At 66.0% G+C, this 19,443-nt stretch carries 13 protein-coding genes and 2 tRNA genes; 7 read left to right on the forward strand and 8 right to left on the reverse strand.

Features of this window, described 5'->3' with window-relative positions:
- The 4 genes from ACQ4N9_RS11355 to ACQ4N9_RS11370 all read right to left on the reverse strand — a co-directional run.
- Positions 1-297, reverse strand: a 297-nt coding sequence (locus ACQ4N9_RS11355; RefSeq protein WP_430932867.1) for a hypothetical protein, incomplete at its 3' end; no start/stop codon positions are given.
- Positions 298-597: 300 nt separating this feature from the next.
- Entirely contained in the window at positions 598-960 is a 363-nt protein-coding gene (nirD, locus tag ACQ4N9_RS11360; RefSeq protein WP_390970290.1) for a nitrite reductase small subunit NirD, read from the reverse strand.
- The gene (gene nirB, locus ACQ4N9_RS11365; protein ID WP_390970292.1) at positions 960-3,512 is read right to left on the reverse strand and encodes a nitrite reductase large subunit NirB; all 2,553 of its coding nucleotides are present in this window, start codon (positions 3,510-3,512) and stop codon (positions 960-962) included. Before nirB ends, nirD begins: the two co-directional genes overlap by 1 nt.
- Before the next feature lie 306 nt (positions 3,513-3,818).
- Positions 3,819-7,832: a molybdopterin-dependent oxidoreductase gene (locus ACQ4N9_RS11370; protein ID WP_390970294.1), complete on the reverse strand. Its 4,014-nt coding sequence runs from the start codon at positions 7,830-7,832 to the stop codon at positions 3,819-3,821.
- A 320-nt stretch (positions 7,833-8,152) separates the two neighbouring features.
- Here ACQ4N9_RS11370 and ACQ4N9_RS11375 point away from each other — a divergent pair, with 320 nt between their 5' ends.
- The 4 genes from ACQ4N9_RS11375 (at position 8,153) to ACQ4N9_RS11390 (ending at position 12,573) form a co-directional block, all read left to right on the forward strand.
- Positions 8,153-8,356: a ParD-like family protein gene (locus tag ACQ4N9_RS11375; protein ID WP_110993070.1), complete on the forward strand. Its 204-nt coding sequence runs from the start codon at positions 8,153-8,155 to the stop codon at positions 8,354-8,356.
- Positions 8,353-9,129, forward strand: a complete 777-nt coding sequence (gene map / locus ACQ4N9_RS11380; protein ID WP_390970296.1) for a type I methionyl aminopeptidase — start codon at positions 8,353-8,355, stop codon at positions 9,127-9,129. The genes ACQ4N9_RS11375 and map overlap by 4 nt, the downstream gene beginning before the upstream one ends.
- 115 nt (positions 9,130-9,244) lie before the next feature.
- Positions 9,245-9,937: a DUF1266 domain-containing protein gene (locus ACQ4N9_RS11385; RefSeq protein WP_390970298.1), complete on the forward strand. Its 693-nt coding sequence runs from the start codon at positions 9,245-9,247 to the stop codon at positions 9,935-9,937.
- Positions 9,934-12,573, forward strand: coding sequence for a molecular chaperone DnaJ (locus ACQ4N9_RS11390; protein ID WP_390970300.1), 2,640 nt, complete (start codon positions 9,934-9,936; stop codon positions 12,571-12,573). Before ACQ4N9_RS11385 ends, ACQ4N9_RS11390 begins: the two co-directional genes overlap by 4 nt.
- Here the strand turns inward: ACQ4N9_RS11390 and ACQ4N9_RS11395 are convergent.
- The 3 genes from ACQ4N9_RS11395 to ACQ4N9_RS11405 form a co-directional block, all read right to left on the reverse strand.
- Positions 12,567-14,273: an Hsp70 family protein gene (locus tag ACQ4N9_RS11395; RefSeq protein WP_390970301.1), complete on the reverse strand. Its 1,707-nt coding sequence runs from the start codon at positions 14,271-14,273 to the stop codon at positions 12,567-12,569. The two genes, ACQ4N9_RS11390 and ACQ4N9_RS11395, sit on opposite strands and share 7 nt — an antisense overlap.
- Before the next feature lie 171 nt (positions 14,274-14,444).
- A tRNA-Asp gene (locus ACQ4N9_RS11400) sits at positions 14,445-14,521 on the reverse strand.
- 13 nt (positions 14,522-14,534) lie between these two features.
- Positions 14,535-14,610, reverse strand: a tRNA-Val gene (locus tag ACQ4N9_RS11405).
- A 205-nt stretch (positions 14,611-14,815) separates the two neighbouring features.
- On the opposite strand from ACQ4N9_RS11405, the gene rdgC reads away from it, so the two are divergent.
- From rdgC to sugE, 3 genes are all read left to right on the forward strand, one after another.
- A complete protein-coding gene (gene rdgC / locus ACQ4N9_RS11410; RefSeq protein WP_125857750.1) occupies positions 14,816-15,736 on the forward strand; it encodes a recombination-associated protein RdgC in 921 nt (306 codons plus the stop codon).
- A gap of 170 nt (positions 15,737-15,906) precedes the next feature.
- Positions 15,907-16,872 carry a bile acid:sodium symporter family protein gene (locus tag ACQ4N9_RS11415; RefSeq protein ID WP_258645360.1) on the forward strand — a complete coding sequence of 322 codons (966 nt, stop codon included), beginning with the start codon at positions 15,907-15,909 and terminating at the stop codon, positions 16,870-16,872.
- Positions 16,873-17,067: 195 nt separating this feature from the next.
- The gene (sugE, locus tag ACQ4N9_RS11420) at positions 17,068-17,385 is read left to right on the forward strand and encodes a quaternary ammonium compound efflux SMR transporter SugE (protein WP_023631604.1); all 318 of its coding nucleotides are present in this window, start codon (positions 17,068-17,070) and stop codon (positions 17,383-17,385) included.
- 19 nt (positions 17,386-17,404) lie between these two features.
- On the opposite strand, the gene ACQ4N9_RS11425 is transcribed toward sugE, so the two are convergent.
- Positions 17,405-19,279 carry an MFS transporter gene (locus ACQ4N9_RS11425; protein ID WP_390970304.1) on the reverse strand — a complete coding sequence of 625 codons (1,875 nt, stop codon included), beginning with the start codon at positions 19,277-19,279 and terminating at the stop codon, positions 17,405-17,407.
- Positions 19,280-19,443: the final 164 nt, after the last annotated feature.

Below are 19,443 nucleotides of genomic sequence, written 5' to 3' on the forward strand. Positions count from 1 at the left end.
CGGAAAGGGCACCACGCCGATCAGGTTGATACCCAGGCTGGCCCACAGCAGCGGGTCGCTGCCAGGGTGTTCGACCAACTCGATGAGGTCAGCCAGCACATCCACCGCGGCCAGGGCGTTGGCAACGATAGGGGTGTTTTCACCGAGGTTGCGCAGGGTCTGCAAGTCGAGGAAGCCGCCGCTGATGCCGTGCAGCCAGTCGTTGACAGCAGCAGCGGCGAGGCCCAGGTCCTCGCTGAGCAGGGTTTCGAGGGGGGCAATGGCGAGCTCGACGTCGTGCTCGGTGAGGGTGGTCATGGGGCTAGCCTTCCTGGCCATGGCTTGGGAAGGCGAAATGATGGTGAGCAGATGCCGCTCTGTATGTCGGAACGCGTCGCGGCATCGACAGGAAAGGGATGAGCTAGCGGTACGGGACGTCTTGCGAAATTACCAGTTGAACAAACAAGATGTTCATTGGCGCACGAAACATTGGTTATCTGGCACCCGCTTCGCGGGTGATCGCGGCTAAAGCCGCTCCCACAGAGGAATCGTGGTCCTTGTACGAGCGGCCTTGTGTCGCGAAAGGGCTGCGCAGCAGCCCCAAGCAATATCAACCCGTCAGCCCAAGCCAATCTCCACCTGCCCCGCCACCACCCGCACCGGCCACACCCGTAACTGCTGCGCCGAGTCCTCCAGGCAACGCCCGTCCTGCAGACTGAAATGCTGCTTGTACAACGGCGCCGCCACCACCAGCTCCCCCTGCAGGCTGCCCACCAGCCCGCGGCCGATGATATTGGCCCCCGAGCGCGGGTCGCGGTTGTCGATGGCGTACAGCGCCTGCTCGTGCCCGGGCAGGTAGAACAGCGCCACCTGCTCGCCCTCATGCCAAACCACCACGCCGGAATCGGCGACCAGATCGGCAGCCTGGCACACGGCCTGCCAGCTTGAATGGTGTGCTACAGCAGCATTGGACAGGTTCATCAGACAGCCTCCTCATGGGTCGGGATCAGGTGCAACGCAGCAGCAGGCCGGCGCTGGCCGCGCTCGCGGACGAAGTGCACATCGGGGTCGGCGCGCCGGTCGTTGACGAAGGTGCGGAAGCGCTTGAGTTTTTCCGGGTCGTTCAGGGCGTTGGCCCACTCGCATTCATACTGCTCGACCACATGCTGCATCTGTGCCTCCAGCTCGGCGGCCAGGCCCAGGCTGTCGTCGAGGATCACCTGCTTGAGGTAGTCCAGCCCGCCGTCCAGGCTTTCGCGCCAGACCGAGGTGCGCTGCAGCTTGTCGGCGGTGCGGATGTAGAACATCAGCACCCGGTCGATCAGCCGCACCAGGGTTTCATCGTCCAGGTCGGTGGCGAACAGCTCGGCGTGGCGCGGGCGCATGCCGCCGTTGCCACACACGTACAGGTTCCAGCCCTTGTCGGTGGCGATCACGCCGATGTCCTTGCTCTGCGCCTCGGCGCACTCGCGGGTGCAGCCAGACACCGCGAACTTGAGCTTGTGCGGCGAGCGCAGGCCCTTGTAGCGGTCCTCCAGGCGCAATGCCATGGCCACGCTGTCCTGCACGCCGTAGCGGCACCAGGTGCTGCCCACGCACGACTTCACCGTACGGGTCGACTTGCCGTAGGCGTGGCCGGTCTCGAACCCGGCCTCGATCAGCTCGCCCCAGATCAGCGGCAGCTCGTGCAACTGGGCGCCGAACAGGTCGATGCGCTGGCCGCCGGTGATCTTGGTGTAGAGGTCGTACTTCTTGGCCACCTGGCCGATCACGATGAGTTTTTCCGGGGTGATCTCGCCACCGGGGATGCGCGGCACCACCGAATAGGTGCCGTTCTTCTGCATGTTGGCCATGAAGGTGTCGTTGGTGTCCTGCAGCGGCACCAGCGCCGGGTCCATGATCGGCTGGTTCCAGCACGAGGCGAGGATGTTGCCCACCGCCGGCTTGCAGATGTCACAGCCGACATGGCCCTTGCCGTGGCGTTCGAGCAGCTCGTGGAAGCTGCGGATGCCCTCGACCCGCACCAGCCCGTAAAGCTCCTGACGGGTATAGGCAAAGTGCTCGCACAGGCTCTTGTCGACGGTCACGCCGCGGGCGGTCAGCTCGTGTTCGAAGACCTGCTTGAGCAACGCCGCGCAGCCGCCGCAACCGCTGGCAGCCTTGGTGCAGGCCTTGACCGAGGCCAGATCGCCACAGCCGCTGTCGATGGCCGCGCACACCGCGCCCTTGCTGACGTTGTGGCACGAGCAGATGGTTGCGCTGTCGGGCAGTGCATCGGCGCCCAGCGCCGGCGCGCCGCCGCCCTGAGGCAGGATCAGCGCGGCCGGGTCGGCCGGCAGCTTGATGCCGTTCTGGGCGTATTGCAGCAGGGTGTCGTAATAGCTGTTGTCGCCCACCAGCACCGCGCCGATTACGTGCTTGCCGCTGGCGTCCACCACCAGCCGGCGGTAACTGGCGTTGGCCTCGTCGATGAAGCGGTAGCTGCGCGCGCCCGGCGTGGCGCCGTGGGCATCGCCGATGGAGCCGACATCCACCCCCAGCAGTTTGAGCTTGGTCGACATGTCGGCGCCGGTGAATTCGCCGGCCGCAGCCCCCATCAGCAGCGCCGCCAGGTTGCGCGCCATGGCGTAACCCGGGGCGACCAGGCCGAACACGCTGCCGTTCCACGAGGCGCACTCGCCGATGGCGAAAATCCGTGGGTCGCTGGTGCGGCAATGATTGTCGATCACCACGCCACCCCGGGCGGCAATCTCCAGGCCACTGGCCCGGCCCAGGGCATCCTGGGGGCGGATACCGGCAGAGAACACGATCAGGTCGGTTTCCAGGTGTTCGCCGCCGTCGAAGTTCATGCGGTAGCGATAGTCTTCGCCGGCACTCACCGACTGGGTGGCGCGGGACAGGTGCACGCCCACGCCCAGCGCTTCAATCTGCGCCTTGAGTGCCGCGCCACCGTCGCTGTCCAGTTGCACCGGCATCAGCCGGGGCGCGAACTCCACCACATGGGCCTCCAGCCCCAGCGACTTGAGTGCGTTGGCCGCTTCCAGCCCCAGCAGGCCACCGCCGACCACCACGCCACGGCGGGCGTCACTGGCGGCGCTGCGGATCGCATCGAGGTCATCGAGGGTGCGGTAGACCAGGCGGGCATTGGCGCTGCAGCCCTCGACCGGCGGCACGAACGGGTAGGAACCGGTGGCCAGCACCAACTGGTCGTAGCCGTAACGGCCCTCGGCAGTGACCACCTCGCAGCGCTCACGGTCGATCTGCAGCACTGCCTCGCCCAGGTGCAGGTGCACGCCGTGGTCGCCGTAATAGCCCTGCTCGCACAGGGCCAGGGTCTCGGCGCAACTGCCGGCGAAGTATTCCGACAGGTGTACCCGGTCGTAGGCACGCTGGCGCTCTTCACCGAATACATGCAGCTCGAAGCGCTCGAGTGCGCCCTGCCCGATCAGTTGTTCGACACAGTGGTGGCCGACCATGCCGTTGCCGACGATGACCAGTCGTGCCCGTTGTGCGCCGTTCGCTGTTGCCTTCATAGCCGTTCCTCGATCACGGAAAACAAAAAGGCGCCTGGAGCGTAAGCTCCAGGCGCCTTTGCCTGTACTCATCAATGTGAGGCCCCTGGGTTGATCGCCGTTGATCAGTGGGGCTGTTGTGAATCTGTCAAAGCAGAGACTGTGCCAAGACCATCAAGTCGCGTGGCTTCGCCGGCCTCTTCGCGGGTAAACCCGCTCCCACAGGGCCTGCACTGCTCCTGTGGGAGCGGGTTTACCCGCGAAGAGGCCGGCGCAGGCAACCCATGAATGCACAGCCAAGGTGCACTGCTCCCCAACGCGGGGCACTCAGTACACATCCCGCCGATAGCGCTTGTCGCGCCCCAGCGCCTCGACATAGGCATCCGCCGCCGCGGCATCCATGCCGCCATGCTCGGCCACCAATTGGCGCAGCGCCGCATCCACATCCCTGGCCATGCGCTGGGCATCGCCGCAGATGTACACATACGCCCCCGCCTGCAACCACTGCCACAGCTCGGCGCCGTGCTCCAGCAGGCGCTGCTGCACATAGATCTTCTCGGCCTGATCGCGGGAAAACGCCGTGCTCAGGCGCAGGTGCCCACTGGCCTGCCAGGCCTCCAGTTGCTCGCGGTAATAGAAATCGCAGGCCGCCTGCTGCTCGCCGAAGAACAGCCAGTTACCCCCGCTGGCCGCGCGCACCTCACGCTCCTGGAGGAAGGCGCGAAACGGCGCCACACCGGTACCGGGGCCGATCATGATGATCGGCAGGCTGTCGTCCTCTGGCAGGCGGAAGTGCCTGGACGGCTGCGGGAAGATCGCCACTTCCAGTGCCTGGGCCCGGTCGGCGAGGAACGCCGAGCAGACCCCTTTGCGTTCGCCGTAGCGCACCGTGGCCATGGTCAGGTGCACCTGCCCAGGGTGCGCGGCGGGGCTGGAGCTGATCGAGTACAGCCGTGGCTGCAGCGGTTTGAGCAAGGCCAGCCAGGCATCCAGCGCCAACTGCTGGGGGTATTCGCGCAGCACGTCGGCCAGCTGACGGCCCCACAGCCAGTCTCTCAAGGCAGTTTTGTCCTGCAGCAGTTCGCGCAACACCTGCGCCGACTGGCTGAACACTTCAAGCTGCTGCGGGGTAACCCGGGCGATTTCCAGGTGCCGCTCCAGAGCCACGGCCAGGGGCATCGGAGCGTGCCCCTTGAGCTCGACCTGGGCCTGGCCATCGAGCTGCATCAACGCCAGCAGTTCGCTGACCAGCGCCGGGCAGTTGCGCGGCCATACGCCCAAGGCATCACCGGGCTGATAGGTGAAGCCGCTGCCGCTCAGGTCGAACACCAGCTGGCGGGTTTCCTTGGTCGAACCGGGGCCGTTGAGCAGGCGGTTTTCCAGCAGCGGCGCCAGCCAAGGCTGCTGCTTGCTGTAGCTTTTTACCGGCTCGGGCGCAACGCAGATTGGCGCGGCGCTGCCCAGCTCGGGCAGCAAAGCCGCCAGCCAGGCAGCAAAGGCCTGGTCATGCTCCGGCTCGCAATCGACCCGCGCCAGCAGGCGCCGCCCGCCCAGCTCAGCAAGGCGCTGGTCGAGCTTGCGACCGAACCCGCAAAACTGGTCGTAACTCGAATCGCCCAGCGCCAGCACCGCAAAAGGCAGTGCCGCGCAATGCTCGCCCGCCTCGCCCTGCAGCGCCTGCCAGAACGCCGCACCACTGTCCGGAGCCTCGCCATCGCCGAAGGTGCTGGCGATCAGCAACAGGCTGGCAGCGCCCTGCAACTGCGCAGGCGTCATCGCCTCCATGCAGCTCAGCTGCACCGCCAGCCCGGCCTCGCGCAGGTGCTGGGCGCAGCGTTCGGCCAGGGCCTCGCCGGTGCCGGTCTGCGAGGCCCAGAGCACGTGGTGGCATGGCGCGGCATCGATCACCACGGGTGCTGGCGCCGGTTGGGCGAAAAGCCCGGCCAACAGGCCATCGACGAACAGCCGCCGGGCCGGCGCCAGGGGTGCGCTGGCCGGCAGGCTCGGCACGCCTTCGCTACGGGCCTGGCCCAGGCCCAGCAAAAAGCCCTGCAGGTAGTGGCGTTCGTCTTCGGCCAGCACCGGGGCCGGCAGTGCGTCCAGGCCCAGCAGGCGGGACAGGGTGGCGGTCGGCATGGTGGCAGGCTCCGAAGGCGTGGCGGTGGTCAGGTCGAGGGCTTCGATACGTTCGCCGGCAACCCGCTCCAGGGCCACGGCGCAGTGCTTGAAGGCCGGTTGCAGCGAGGTGGGGTCGACCGCATCGCAGGTCACCGCATTGATCGCCAGTTGCTCGCCGTACAGGTCGTTCCAGTGGAACGGCGCAAAGCAGCCGCCGGGCAACACGCGGTCACTGAGCCGTGCCGGCAACAGCGCCTGGCCACGGCGCGAGCGGATCGCCACCTGGTCCTGGTCGGCGATACCCAGGCGCCGGGCGTCGTCGGGGTGGATCTCGACGAAGGGGCCGGGCTCCAGCTTGTTCAGGCTGGGCACCTTGCCGGTCTTGGTCAGGGTGTGCCATTGGTGCTGCACGCGGCCGGTGTTGAGCACGAAGGGATAGGCGTCGTCCGGCAGCTCGGCCGGCGGCAGCCAGGGCCGGGCGAAAAAGCGCGCCCTGCCGCTGGGCGTGGGGAAGGCCAGCGCCGGCCGCTCGCCATGCGCGTCGCGCAGCAGCTGCTGGCTGAGGCCGTCGTTGCGGTAACGCAGCGGGCTGCGATCGTCGCTTTGCCCTGGGGCGCAGGGCCACTGGCGTGGGCCTTGGCGTAGCTCGGCGTAGCCGATGCCGCGCAGGTCGTAGCCGGTGGCAGGGTTCCAGAAACGGCGGATTTCCTCGTACACGGCCTCGGCATCGGGGTAGTCGAAGGCCTCGGCGTAGCCCATGGCGCAGGCGATGCGGGCGATGATCCGCCAGTCCTCCAGGCTTTCGCCGGGCGCCGCGACGGCACGCGGCATCAGCGTCAGGTTGCGTTCGCTGTTGATCATCACCCCTTCCCCTTCGGCCCACAGCGCGGCGGGCAAAAGGATGTCGGCATGGCGGTTGGTTTCACTGTCGAGAAAGGCATCCTGGCTGATCACCAGCTCAGCCTGGCCCAGGCCGTCGATCACCTGCTGGCGGTTGGCGACGCTGGCTACCGGGTTGCTGCAGATGATCCAGCAGGCCTTTACCTCACCGGCCTTCATCTGCTCGAACAGCGCAACGGTGCCCTCGCCGCCTTCGCTGCGCAGATGGCCGGGCGGCAGTTGCCATTGCTGCTCGACGAAGGCGCGATCGGCCGCGACCTGGGCCGAACGCTGGCCGGGCAGCCCCGGGCCCATGTAGCCCATCTCGCGCCCGCCCATGGCGTTGGGCTGGCCGGTCAGCGAGAACGGCCCGCTGCCGGGGCGGCAGATGGCGCCGGTGGCCAGGTGCAGGTTGCACAGCGCGTTGCTGTGCCAGGTGCCGTGGATGCTCTGGTTCAGGCCCATGGTCCAGCAGCTCATCCACTCGCCGGCTGCGCCGATCAGGCGCGCGGCCTCAATGATGTCGGCCTCGCTCAGGCCGGTAATGGCGGCCACGCGTGCGGGGGTGTAGTCGGCCAGGAATGCCGGCAGCTCATCCCAGCCCTCGGTGTGGCGGGCGATGAAATCCGGGGCGGTGTGGCCGTTGACGTGCAGCAGGTGCAGCAGGCCGTTGAGCAGCGCCAGGTCGCTGCCCGGGCGCAGTTGCAGGAACAGGTCGGCCTTGTCGGCGGTGGCACTGCGCCGGGGGTCGACGACGATCAGTTTGGCCCCGGCCTTGACCCGGTCGAGCAGGCGCAGGAACAGGATCGGGTGGCAGTCGGCCATGTTCGCGCCGATCACCAGGAACACCTCGGCGCGCTCGAAATCCTGGTAGCTGCCCGGCGGGCCGTCGGCGCCCAGTGACTGTTTGTAGCCACTGCCGGCGCTGGCCATGCACAAGCGCGAGTTGGACTCGATATGGCGGGTGCGGATAAAGCCCTTGGCCAGTTTGTTGGCCAGGTACTGGGCCTCCAGCGACATCTGCCCGGACACATACAGGGCCACGGCGTCCGGCCCCTGTGTGTCGATGATCGCGCGCAGCCGCGCGGCGGCCTCGGCGATGGCCTGGTCCATGCCACTGCGTACCGGTTGCTGGCTGCGCTGGCGGCGTACGAAGGCATGGGCCATGCGCCCGGCGCTCAGCGGCACGTGGGCGGTCAGGCCCTTGGTGCACAGGCGGCCGAAATTGCTCGGGTGCTGCTTGTCGCCGCTAACCTTCACCACCTGGCCGTCGCTCACGCTCATGACGATGCCGCACCCTACCCCGCAATACGGGCAAACGCTGCGCACCTGGCTGTTGCTCATCGGCGATCTCCTGCTGATGAAACGACAAAGGCGCCGGCTGCCCCGCCTGCACTGGGCAAGCGGGGCAACACGGCGCCTTCGTCGTGATGAAAAGCGGCCATCGGCGTTGATGGCCTTGATAGTGAGTGCCCAGCAATTCTCAGGCCAGCGCTGGGCCAATCGCTGGCAAGCCAGCTCCCACAGGGTCAAAAGCGTGGGAGCGGGCTTGCCCCGCGATTGGCTCATGCACCGAGAAAGGGATCGACGCACCAACGGGTGGCACGCCTTGACGCTTTCGGCATATGATTCGTATACGTTTCATATATACGGATGAGTTAGCCATGGGCATCGTCAAGATCAACGACGAACTCCACGAAGACCTGCGCATCGCCAGCGCCGCCCTGTCGCGCTCGATCAACGCCCAGGCCGAACACTGGATCCGCCTCGGCATGCTCGCCGAGCTGCACCCCCAGGCCACTTACCAGGAATTGCTGCGCCAGCTGCTGCGCCAGGAACAAGCCAACCTCAAGGAACTGCTGCAATGAGCAAGGTGATACTCAAGGACGCCGCCCAACTGGCACTGATGCGCCGCGCCGGGCAGTTGCTGGCCCAGGTGTTCGCCGACCTCGACGGGTTCATCCGCCCTGGCGTGACCACGATGCAGATCAACGACCGCGCCGAAGCCTTCATCGTCGAAACCCTCAAGGCGCGCCCGGCGAGCAAGGGCCAGTACGACTTCCCCTATGCGCTGAACACCTCGGTGGACCATGTGGTGTGCCACGGCATGCCCAAGGTCGACGAGGTGCTCAAGGAAGGCTCTATCGTCAACGTCGACATCACCCTGGAACAGGGCGGCTACATCGCCGACTCGTCGAAAATGTATTGCCTGGGGCAGATCAGCGCAGACGCCCGGCGGCTGGTCGACACCACCTACGCCGCGCTCTGGAAAGGCATCGAACAGGTCCGCCCGGGCGCGACCCTGGGCGATATCGGCCACGCCATCCAGGCCCATGCCGAGGCCGCCGGCTACAGCGTGGTGCGCGAATACTGCGGGCATGGCATCGGCCAGCAGATGCACGAGGCGCCCGAGGTGCTGCACTTCGGCCAGCCCGGTTTTGGCATGAAGCTGCAGCCCGGGATGGTGTTCACCATCGAGCCGATGATCAACCAGGGCGGGCGCGGCACCCGCAGCCTGCGCGATGGCTGGACGGTGATCACCCGCGACCACAGCTTGTCGGCACAGTGGGAACATACCGTGGCGGTGACCGAGAGTGGCTATGAAGTCTTGACCCTGCGCGCGGAAGAACAGCGCCACTGAGCCCTCAAGTCAACGCCCCTACAGGGGACTGCACAGGCCTGAAAGCGCAACCCCACGCCGCCAACCATTGCATTACAATCCGCGCCAGTTCCCCCGAGCCTCAGGACCGACTTTCATGGAAGAATCCGCACAGCGCTGGCTGTTTGCCCTCTCCGCGCCCATGGCCGCGCTCAACGGCGCCAGCTACACCGCCGCCGAATACTACGAAGGCGAGGACCAGTCCGACCTGGAGCGCTGGTGGGGCATCAGCAACCGCGCACAACTGCTGGACATGCTCGGCATGGCCGACACCGGCCACGCCACCGAGGTGAGCGAGGCCTATTGGCAATACCAGCGCTGCCTGCCCAGCCAATGGCAAGCGCTGCTCGACGGGCTCAGCCCACGTGAGCGCGTCCGCCACGAATTCGCCGCGCGCACCTTCCCCGACTGCGGCCCGGGCGGCACCCGCGCCTGGGACCTGGGGCGCATGAGTTTCCTGCTGCGTGCCGGGGTCAAGAACGACCTGGTCAGCCGCGACGAAAGCCTCTACCTGCACTACCGCCTGGCCCTGCGCGCCCGCCATTACTACAACCGCTGGGACACCTACCTGGCCGGCTACCTGTTCGGCAAGGCGCTGTGGAACGTCAGCGACAGCAGCGACGAGACCTTCGCCGCCAACCTCGAACGCCAGGGCAGCGAGCACTGGAACCGCTGCATCCTGCTCAACCTGCGCCACGGCGCCCATGAACTGCTCGCCGGCCTGCCCTGGGACCTGCAACTGCCCGAACCGGAACGCCCCAACACGCTGGAAGAGGATTGCTGGTCATGAGCTGCTGGATTCGTCTGGGGATCGACCCCACCAACGACCTCGACGCCATCCGCCTGGCCTACCGTGGCCGGCTGCCAGCCCACCACCCCGAAACCGACCCGGAAGGTTTCAAGGCCCTGCGTGCGGCCTATGACGAAGCCCTGCGCCTGGCCCGCGAGCAAGAGGCCACGGCAGCTGATGCCAACGAGCAGCCGGCCGAGGAAGCCGCCGCGCACCCGGCGCTGCTCAGCTTCCACACCCTGCTCGAGGAGCCGGCCCTGCGCTTCGACCCGCAGGCCTGGCAGCGCTACATCGCCGAGCTGGACGAGCTGCCGCTGGACGAGCTGGACGAACTGAGCTGGCAATTGCTGCGTGCCCTGTACGACTGCGGCCCGCTTTCGCACCAGTGCGCGGGCATGCTGGCCCGTCGCCTGGCCTGGGATCAGCAACTGCTGCGCCTGGAAGACCCGCAACCGGTGGAAGCCTTCCTGCGCCGGCTGGACGAACCGGACCCGTTCGACACCGGGCTGATGCGTGACTGGCCACCGACTGCGCAAATGGAAACCTTGTGGTACCTGCGCAGCCTGGAGCACTGCTTCACCCAGCGCCCGCTGTTCGAATACGAGCAGTTCGCCAGTGTGCACACCTGCCTGGCGATACCCAATGACCAAGCCCTGGTAGAGCGCCTGATGGTGCAATTCAGCCAGGCCGGCATCGCCAGCAGCACCTTCCATGGCCTGCTGCAGGAGCGCTTGCAGCAAGCGCCCGACGACGCCGACCTGCTCTACCTGCTGGCCCGCCAGGCCGATGCCCTGGGCGCCGAACAACAGGCCCTGGACTGCTGGCTGCGGCTGTACCGTGAGCATCGGCATCCACAGGCCGAACGCTGGTTGCTCGACCTGTGCGCGCGCCATCAACCCCAGCGCCTGCCGCTGCTGATCCAGGCCTTCGACCTGCAGCACACGCCCGTCGCCTGGCCCGCCGAGCTGGCCGACCCGGCCCAGGCCTGGGGAAGCCCGGGGCAATCGCCGCAGACCCTGGCGCGCTGGGCCGAAGCGGCGCGCCTTGAGCTGGGCGGCATCGCCGCCACCTTCGTCGACTGGCGCCTGGACGGCGACGACGAACTGCCGCTGCTGGCCTGGTTGCTGCAAGAGCAAGACGAGCATGCCCTGCACCAGCGCTACTGGCAGGCCTGGGCCTTGCAACGTGGTGAAGCCGAATTGCTGGGCCAGATCCTCGCCCAACACCCGAGCGAAGACCCGCTCGACGCTTTGATTCTCGAAGGTTTCCAGCGCCAGGCCGCGCAGCAACTGCACTGGCTGTCACACGCCCCGGTATGCCAGGCGCTGGCGCTGTATTGTGCCGACACCCTGCCAGGCGCCGAACTGCCCGCCGCCCTGACCGAAGACGCGATTCACCCGGTTTGCCGCGAGTGGCTGCGGCGCCTGCGCTGCTACTCGGCCCAGGCGGTGTACGAACTCAACAATCACTTCAACATGCCACGCATGTTCACCGTGCCGTTCGCCCTGCAACTGCAGGGCCGCCTGGCCGAGGACGGCGTGGTGTTGCCGGCGATGCCCGAGGGCGAAGCGCTATGGCAATGGCACCGCCAGCAGTTGTTCATGCTGGCCATGATCGACCAGCCGACCCGCTGGCTGGCGCTGATCGACCCGGCCTTGCCCGGCCAGTTGCAGTACCCGCAGGAGCATCCGTTCGCCGCTACCCATGCCTTGCTGTTGCGCCACCCAAGCGGCGGCCTGCTCGGCAGCCTGGACACCAGCGACCCGCTGCAGGCTCAGGTCGCAGCGCGCATGGCGAACCTGCAACAGGCGCTGAACAGCGACCGCCTGCCGAGCGCCAGGCAACTGGCGCAATGCCTGGACAACGATGACGGCTCTGTGCTGGCGAAGAACCCGCTGGGCTACCTGCTGTTTTGCGCAGTGCTGTACAACGACCGCTCGCTTGACGAGGCGCTGCGTAGCCAACTGCGCGAGCGGCTTGAGGCGATACAGGTAACGGGCGACTGGTTCGCGCCCTGGCGCGCTGACCTGCTCAAGGGCAAGACTCGCACGGTACCAAACTGGGTGCTGCGCGAGCATGGCATCGACAGGCGCCTGATGAGCGACCTGCTGGAGGCCCTGGACGCTCTGCTGGAGCGCTGCACACGCCCCACAACCCGCGTACTGCGCGCCCTGCAAAAGCACAAGGACAACCCGCGTGAGCACCTGGGCCTGCGCTGCGCAATCATGGCCCTGCTGGGCTGGTCCGAGCGCATGCTGCTCAAAGACCTGCAGTACAAACCCGTGCCGTTCTGGGCCGTGTGGAAGCTCAACAGCCGCCTGGACCGCACAGGCTTCGGCCTGCACCTGGTGGCCATCGCCCTGTGCTACAGCCTCATGCTGACGGTGCCAGCGCTGATGGTGGTGGTCATCGGGTTGTTGATCAGTGCCTTGCTCAGGCGCTTGCGCGATCTGGGTAGGGGCATCCCCTCGCTGGTCCTGCTGGTGCTGCTCAGCCGCCTGCTGCCGGTAGTGCCATTGTTGTTGCTGGGCCTGCCCGGCGACCGGCTGCCGAACCGCTATGGCTCGGCGCCGGGGCTGCCGGGGCTGCTGGACGACAGCCTGCAGGCCACCCTGCGGCGCCTCAACGGTCAGTAGCGCAGTTCGTCGAGCGCCTGGCTCAAGGCCTGGCGCTCGCGGTTGATCTCGCTGGCCTGCTGGCGGGCCAGCACGTTGTTGAAGGCATCCAGCCAGCCGCCGATCAGCTCGCGTTCATCGCCCAGGCTCTGCATCCAGGCGCGTTCAAGGCGAGCCAGCAGGGTGCGGTTGGGCAGGGTGTCGCGCGGGTGGATCTTCAGCTTGGCCAGGCGCTCCTGGCTGGCCTGGCGTGCGTCAGCATCCAGCCCGGTGGGGCTGCGGTCGATGCTGTGGCTGTGCTTCTGGCCGCTTTCAAGGAAGGTCACATCCACTTCCAGCAGGCCATTGATGTCGTAGCTGAAACGCACATCCAGCGGTTGGATCTGACCGGTCTGCTGCAGCGGGATTTCGAAACTGTCGACCAGGATGTTGTCGCGCACCCACGGCCGCTCGCCCTGGTACACGGCAATACGGACGAATTTCTGCTCGGCATGGCTACTGTAGAAGCGCTGCACCTTGGAGGTGGGGATCACCGTATTGCGCTCGATGATCGGCGAGAACGCGCCGGTGACGTCTTCGCCCCGCGAAGAAGCAATACCCAGGGTGTAGGGGCAGACATCGGTCAGGATCAGCTCGTCGATGGCCGCGTCACGGGCCTTGCAGGCGGCCTGGCTGGCGGCGCCGAGGGCGACGATGGTGTCCGGGTCCAGATGCCGGTACGGCAGGCGGCCGAACAGCTTGGCCACCAGTTGCTGCACCTGCGGCATGCGCGTGGCGCCGCCGACCAGCACCAGGCTGTCCAGCTCCCGTGGGCTCAGCCGGGCATCGCGCAGGGCCTGCTCGATGGGGGTGCGAACCCGCGCCAGCAACGGCGCCCAGATGGCTTGCAGCTTGAGTTCGTCGAGCACCCATTCGCGGGCCTGGCCATCACCATTCCAGTTCAGCGTGCAGTTGCCCTCACCCGCTTCGCGTTTGAGCTGTTCGATGGCATCGCGCAGGCTGGCCAGGGCCTGGCCTTCGAGGTCTTCGAGGGTGAGGTTCCAGTCGCGCAGGCAGGCCAGCAGCAAGGCTTCGGTGAAGTCTTCACCGCCCAGGTAGTTGTCGCCGGTGGAAGCATGCACCTCGATGAGCGGCAGCGCGTACTCCAGCACCGTGACGTCGAAGGTGCCGCCGCCCAGATCGAACACCAGGGTGCGCTCGAACTTCTGCTCGTGCAGGCCGTAGGCCATGGCGGCGGCAGTCGGCTCGTTGATCAGGCGTTGCACGGTCAAACCGGCCAGCTCGGCGGCGAACAGCGTGCGCTTGCGTTGCTCGTCGCTGAAATAGGCCGGCACCGAGATCACCGCCTCGCTCACCGGGCAGCCCAGGTAGGCTTCGGCATCCTGCTTCAGTGCGCCCAGCACCAGGGCCGACAACTCTTCCGGCGTGAAGCGGTGCTCGCCCAGCGCATAGCGCTTGTCACTGCCCATGAAGCGCTTGAACGCGGCGGCGGTAAGCTGTGGGTGGGTGGTCAGGCGCGCCCGTGCGGCCTGCCCGACAAGGATGCTGCCATCCTCATCGATGCTCACCACCGACGGGGTCAGCACTTCGCCAAGGGCGTTGGGGATCAGTTGTGCGGCGCCATCGCGCCAGACGGCAATCAGGCTGTTGGTGGTACCAAGGTCGATACCGAGTAGGGGCGTGGGCTGGGTCGCGGAGGGAGAGAGGCTGGCATCCTGCATGGTCGGTCTCGTGCTGGCGATAAGAACCGGCGCACGGCCTGCTGGCCACTTGCGGCGGACAGGGGATTCTGACCGGTCCGGCGCACCGGCGAAGGCCAGAAACAAAAAAAGCGACCCTAAGGTCGCTTTTTCTGTTGCTTCAGGGTGTTCAGTGGGCCCTGAAGCTTAATATGGCGCGGCGGACGGGACTCGAACCCGCGACCCCCGGCGTGACAGGCCGGTATTCTAACCGACTGAACTACCGCCGCGCTATACATCGAGTGGTGGGTGATGACGGGATCGAACCGCCGACCCTCTGCTTGTAAGGCAGATGCTCTCCCGGCTGAGCTAATCACCCTTCGTCTCGGTGTGGTGCGCATTCTACGGAGGAGCCTGTACCCTGGCAAGCACTTTTTTAAATTTTTTTGAATAATTTTCAAGGACCTAGCGCAGCCGCTGTTTTCTTCCTTTATAAGGTCGTGCTGGCCCTCTGACAGGGTTGGCCTGAACCCACCGCTCGGAGAATAATGCCCGCCTTATGTATTAAGGAGAGATTGCCCCCCATGTGGTTCAAGAACCTGCTGACCTACCGCCTGACCCAGGATGTCCCGTTCGAGCCTGAAGCACTGGAAGCTGCCCTGGCCAGCAAGCCGGCCCGCCCCTGCGCCAGCCAGGAACTGACCACTTATGGTTTCGTCGCCCCGTTCGGCAAGGGCGAGGACGCGCCACTGGTGCACGTCAGCGGTGAGTTCATGCTGATCGCCGCGCGCAAAGAAGAACGCATCCTGCCCAGCAGCGTGGTCAACGATGCGGTAAAGGAAAAAGTCGAAGAGATCGAGACCGAGCAGATGCGCAAGGTCTACAAGAAGGAACGCGACCAGATCAAGGACGAGATCATCCAGGCCTTCCTGCCGCGCGCCTTTATCCGCCGCTCGATGATCTTCGCCGCCATCGCCCCGCGCCAGGGCCTGATCCTGGTCAACTCGGCCAGCGCCAAGCGTGCCGAAGACCTGCTGTCGACCCTGCGTGAAGTGATGGGCTCGCTGCCGGTGCGCCCGGTGAGCGTCAAGATCGCCCCGGTGGCGACCATGACCGAATGGGTCAAGGCCCAGGCGCCGGCTGCAGACTTCTATGTGCTCGACGAATGCGAGCTACGCGACCAGGCCGAAGACGGTGGCATCGTGCGTTGCAAACGCCAGGACCTGACCGGCGAGGAAATCCAGCTGCACCTGAGCACCGGCAAGGTGGTCACGCAACTGGCCCTGGCCTGGCAGGACAAGCTGTCGTTCGTGCTCGACGACAAGACCGTGATCAAGCGCCTGAAGTTCGAGGAGCTGCTGCAGGAGCAGGCCGAACAGGACGGCGGTGACGAAGCCCAGCAACAGTTCGATGCCAGCTTCCTGCTGATGATGATGACCTTCAACGAGTTCCTGCCGGCGCTGTTCGAGGCGCTGGGTGGCGAGGAGATTCCGCAAGGGGTCTGAGTTTCCTCAACTGCCGGTGTCGGCCTCACCATGGAGGCTGTTGGCGCCGGCCTATTCGCGGGTGAACCCGCTCCCACAGGTTCTGTAGATAACCTGTGGGAGCGGGTTTACCCGCGAATAGGCCTCTGAAAAATACAATGAGAACTCGACAGACAGAAGGACCTGCCCCCATGCGCGCCCTCGCCGCCCTCAGCCGCTTCGTCGGCAACACCTTCGCCCTGTGGGTGCTGGTGTTCGCCTGCCTGGCCTTCCTCATGCCGCAGTGGTTCATCGCCCTGAAGGTGGCCATCGTGCCGCTGCTGGGCTTGGTGATGTTCGGCATGGGCCTGACCCTCAAGCTCGACGACTTCGCCGCCCTCGCCCGCCAGCCCTGGCGGGTAGCGCTGGGGGTGGTGGCGCACTTCGTGATCATGCCCGGTGTGGCCTGGCTGCTGTGCCAGCTGTTTCACCTGCCGCCGGAGATCGCCGTGGGCGTTATCCTGGTCGGCTGCTGCCCGAGCGGCACGGCGTCCAACGTGATGGTGTGGCTGTCGAAGGGCGACCTGGCACTGGCGGTGGCGATCGCGGCGGTGACCACCCTGCTCGCACCGCTGCTCACCCCTGCCTTGATCTGGTTCCTGGCTTCGGCCTGGCTGCCGGTTTCGTTCATGGACATGTTCTGGTCGATCCTGCAGCTGGTCATGCTGCCGATCGTGCTTGGCGTGTTGGCCCAGCGCCTGCTCGGCGCGCGGGTGCACGCGGCGGTGCAAGTGCTGCCGCTGGTGTCGGTGGTGAGCATCGTGATGATCGTCTGCGCGGTGGTGGCGGCCAGCCAGGCGAAAATTGCCGAATCGGGCCTGCTGATCATGGCGGTGGTGATCCTGCACAACAGCTTCGGCTTTTTGCTCGGTTACCTCACCGGCAAGCTGTGCAAGCTGCCACTGGCCCAGCGCAAGTCGCTGGCGCTGGAGGTGGGCATGCAGAACTCGGGGTTGGGCGCGGCGCTGGCGGCGGCGCATTTTTCGCCCCTGGCGGCGGTGCCAAGCGCGCTGTTCAGCGTGTGGCACAACATCTCCGGGGCGTTGCTGTCGACCTGGTTCAGGCGGATGGAGGAGCCTTCGCCCGGGGTTGAGAGCACCGCCTCTGTCAGCAATTGATGTTGCCTGCTCCGGCCTCATCGCCGGAAAGCCGGCTCCCACACCGGTTTGCCGGCGATGAGGCAACCACCGATCCCTGAGACTTGCCCCGGCCTCGGCAAATGGGCAATATAGTGCGCACTGTGAGGACGACCTCACGACGCTGCGCGTGATCGTATCGGGGACGGCCCCATCATTAATAGATGGAGACACACCATGTCCTGGATCATCCTGTTCTTCGCCGGCCTGTTCGAAGTTGGCTGGGCTGTCGGCCTCAAGTACACCGACGGCTTTACCCGCCCCCTGCCCACCGTACTAACCGTCGGCGCCATGGTCATCAGCCTTGGCTTGCTGGGCCTGGCCATGAAAGAGCTGCCGCTGGGTACCGCCTACGCCATCTGGACCGGCGTGGGCGCCGTGGGTACCGTCATTGCCGGGATCATCCTGTTCGGTGAATCCATGGCGCTGATCCGCCTGGCCAGTGTTGCCCTGATCATCACCGGCCTGGTTGGCCTGAAGGTCAGCGCCAGCTGACCTTGCGCCTTATCCCTTCCTAACGCACATCGCCGCGCAGCAGGCTCACCTGCTCGCGCAGCGCTTCGGGCTGCGCCGCTTCCACCGGGATGGCGGCGCCTGCCACGAGGGTCACCCGCGACCACAGGCGCTTGAAAAAGCCCTTGTTCGGATCGCGACTGAAGAAGCTGCCCCACAGCCCCTGCAACGCCAGCGGAATCACCGGCACCGGTGTTTCCGAAAGAATCCGGCTGACCCCACCCTTGAACACATCGATCTCGCCGTCGGCACTGAGCTTGCCCTCGGGGAAGATACACACCAACTCGCCCTCGGCCAGGTACTGCTTGATGCGGGCGAAGGCCCGTTCATAGATCACTTCGTCCTCGCCGCGCCCGGCGATGGGGATGGTGCCGGCGGTGCGGAAGATGAAGTTGAGCACCGGCAGGTTGTAGATCTTGTAGTACATGACAAAGCGGATCGGCCGGCGAATGGCGCCGCCGATCAGCAGCGCATCGACGAACGACACGTGGTTGCACACCAGCAATGCCGCACCTTCATTGGGAATACGCTCAAGCTCGCGGTGCTGCACCCGGTACATCGAGTGGCTGAGCAGCCAGATCAGGAAGCGCATGGTGAATTCCGGCACGATGCGGAAGATGTAGGCGTTGACCGCGATGTTGAGCAGCGACACCACCAGGAACAGCTGCGGGATGCTCAGCTTGGCCAGGCTCAACAGGACGATGGTGACGATCGCCGACACCACCATGAACAGCGCATTGAGGATGTTGTTGGCGGCGATTACCCGGGCCCGCTCGCCTTCGGCGGTACGTGCCTGGATCAAGGCGTACAGCGGCACTATATAGAAGCCGCCGAAGATGCCCAGGCCGACGATCGAGGCCATGATCCACCAGGCCTGGCTCATGCCCAGCAGGTCCAGCCAACTGTGCGGCGCCGCGCCTGCCGGCACATCGCCCGAATGCCACCACCAGAGCAGGCCGAACAAGGTCAGGCCGAACGAGCCGAACGGCACCAGGCCGATTTCCACCTTGCGCCCGCTGAGGCGTTCGCACAGCAGCGAGCCCACCGCGATGCCCACCGAGAACAGGGTCAGCACCAGGGTCACCACGGTCTCGTCGCCGTGCAGCCAGTCCTTGGCGTAGGCCGGGATCTGCGTGAGGTAGATGGCGCCGACGAACCAGAACCACGAGTTGCCGACGATCGAGCGCGACACCGCCGGGGTCTGCCCCAGGCCCAGGCGCAGGGTGGCCCAGGACTGCTTGAAGATGTTCCAGTCGAGTTTCATTTCCGGTGCCGCTGCCGCCGCCCGCGGGATCCAGCGGCTGGCCAGGTAGCCGAGCACGGCAGTGCCGACCACCCCACCGGCCACCACCGTGGCGTAGCTGGAAGCCGACATCATCACCCCGGCGCCGATGGTGCCGGCGAGGATCGCCAGGAAGGTGCCCATCTCCACCAGGCCGTTGCCGCCCACCAGTTCTTCTTCACGCAGGGCCTGGGGCAGGATCGAGTACTTCACCGGGCCGAACAGCGCCGAGTGGGTGCCCATGGCGAACAGCGTCAGCAACATGAGCTCCAGGTGGCTGGTGATGAAACCGATGGCACCGACAGCCATGATCACGATCTCGGCCAGCTTGATCGCGCGGATCAGCCGGTCCTTGGCGAACTTCTCACCGAACTGCCCGGCCAGCGCCGAGAACAGGAAGAACGGCAGGATGAACAGCAAGGCGCAGAGGTTGACCCAGATCGAGCGGTCGCCTTCCAGGCTCAGCTTGTAGAGGATCGCCAGGATCAACGACTGCTTGAACAGGTTGTCGTTGAACGCGCCCAGCGACTGGGTAATGAAGAACGGCAAAAAGCGCCGCTTGCCGAGCAGGGTGAATTGCGAGGGGTGACTCATCGTCCGTGTACCTGTTTGGGCTTTGTCATTGGAGGCACGTTCAGCGCATAAAGCCACAAATCTGCACGGGAATGGACGATGAAGGCAAGCCCGTTGGCCGGCACGATGGAACGGCAACCGCGAAGCTGGCAGACTGCCGCCCCTCAGCAACACGGAAGGTGCGC

Source organism: Pseudomonas sp. ES1, assembly GCF_050586605.1.
GTDB classification, from domain to species: domain Bacteria; phylum Pseudomonadota; class Gammaproteobacteria; order Pseudomonadales; family Pseudomonadaceae; genus Aquipseudomonas; species Aquipseudomonas sichuanensis.

What these genes read in the sequence shown, in the direction of transcription:
- map (WP_390970296.1), top strand. Translation starts at nt 8,353, where the DNA reads ATGAGCAAGGTGATACTCAAGGACGCCGCCCAACTGGCACTGATGCGC.
- ACQ4N9_RS11385 (WP_390970298.1), top strand. Translation starts at nt 9,245, where the DNA reads ATGGAAGAATCCGCACAGCGCTGGCTGTTTGCCCTCTCCGCGCCCATG.
- ACQ4N9_RS11375 (WP_110993070.1), top strand. Translation starts at nt 8,153, where the DNA reads ATGGGCATCGTCAAGATCAACGACGAACTCCACGAAGACCTGCGCATC.
- ACQ4N9_RS11395 (WP_390970301.1), bottom strand. Translation starts at nt 14,273, where the DNA reads ATGCAGGATGCCAGCCTCTCTCCCTCCGCGACCCAGCCCACGCCCCTA.
- ACQ4N9_RS11415 (WP_258645360.1), top strand. Translation starts at nt 15,907, where the DNA reads ATGCGCGCCCTCGCCGCCCTCAGCCGCTTCGTCGGCAACACCTTCGCC.
- nirB (WP_390970292.1), bottom strand. Translation starts at nt 3,512, where the DNA reads ATGAAGGCAACAGCGAACGGCGCACAACGGGCACGACTGGTCATCGTC.
- ACQ4N9_RS11390 (WP_390970300.1), top strand. Translation starts at nt 9,934, where the DNA reads ATGAGCTGCTGGATTCGTCTGGGGATCGACCCCACCAACGACCTCGAC.
- rdgC (WP_125857750.1), top strand. Translation starts at nt 14,816, where the DNA reads ATGTGGTTCAAGAACCTGCTGACCTACCGCCTGACCCAGGATGTCCCG.
- nirD (WP_390970290.1), bottom strand. Translation starts at nt 960, where the DNA reads ATGAACCTGTCCAATGCTGCTGTAGCACACCATTCAAGCTGGCAGGCC.
- sugE (WP_023631604.1), top strand. Translation starts at nt 17,068, where the DNA reads ATGTCCTGGATCATCCTGTTCTTCGCCGGCCTGTTCGAAGTTGGCTGG.
- ACQ4N9_RS11370 (WP_390970294.1), bottom strand. Translation starts at nt 7,832, where the DNA reads ATGAGCAACAGCCAGGTGCGCAGCGTTTGCCCGTATTGCGGGGTAGGG.
- ACQ4N9_RS11425 (WP_390970304.1), bottom strand. Translation starts at nt 19,279, where the DNA reads ATGAGTCACCCCTCGCAATTCACCCTGCTCGGCAAGCGGCGCTTTTTG.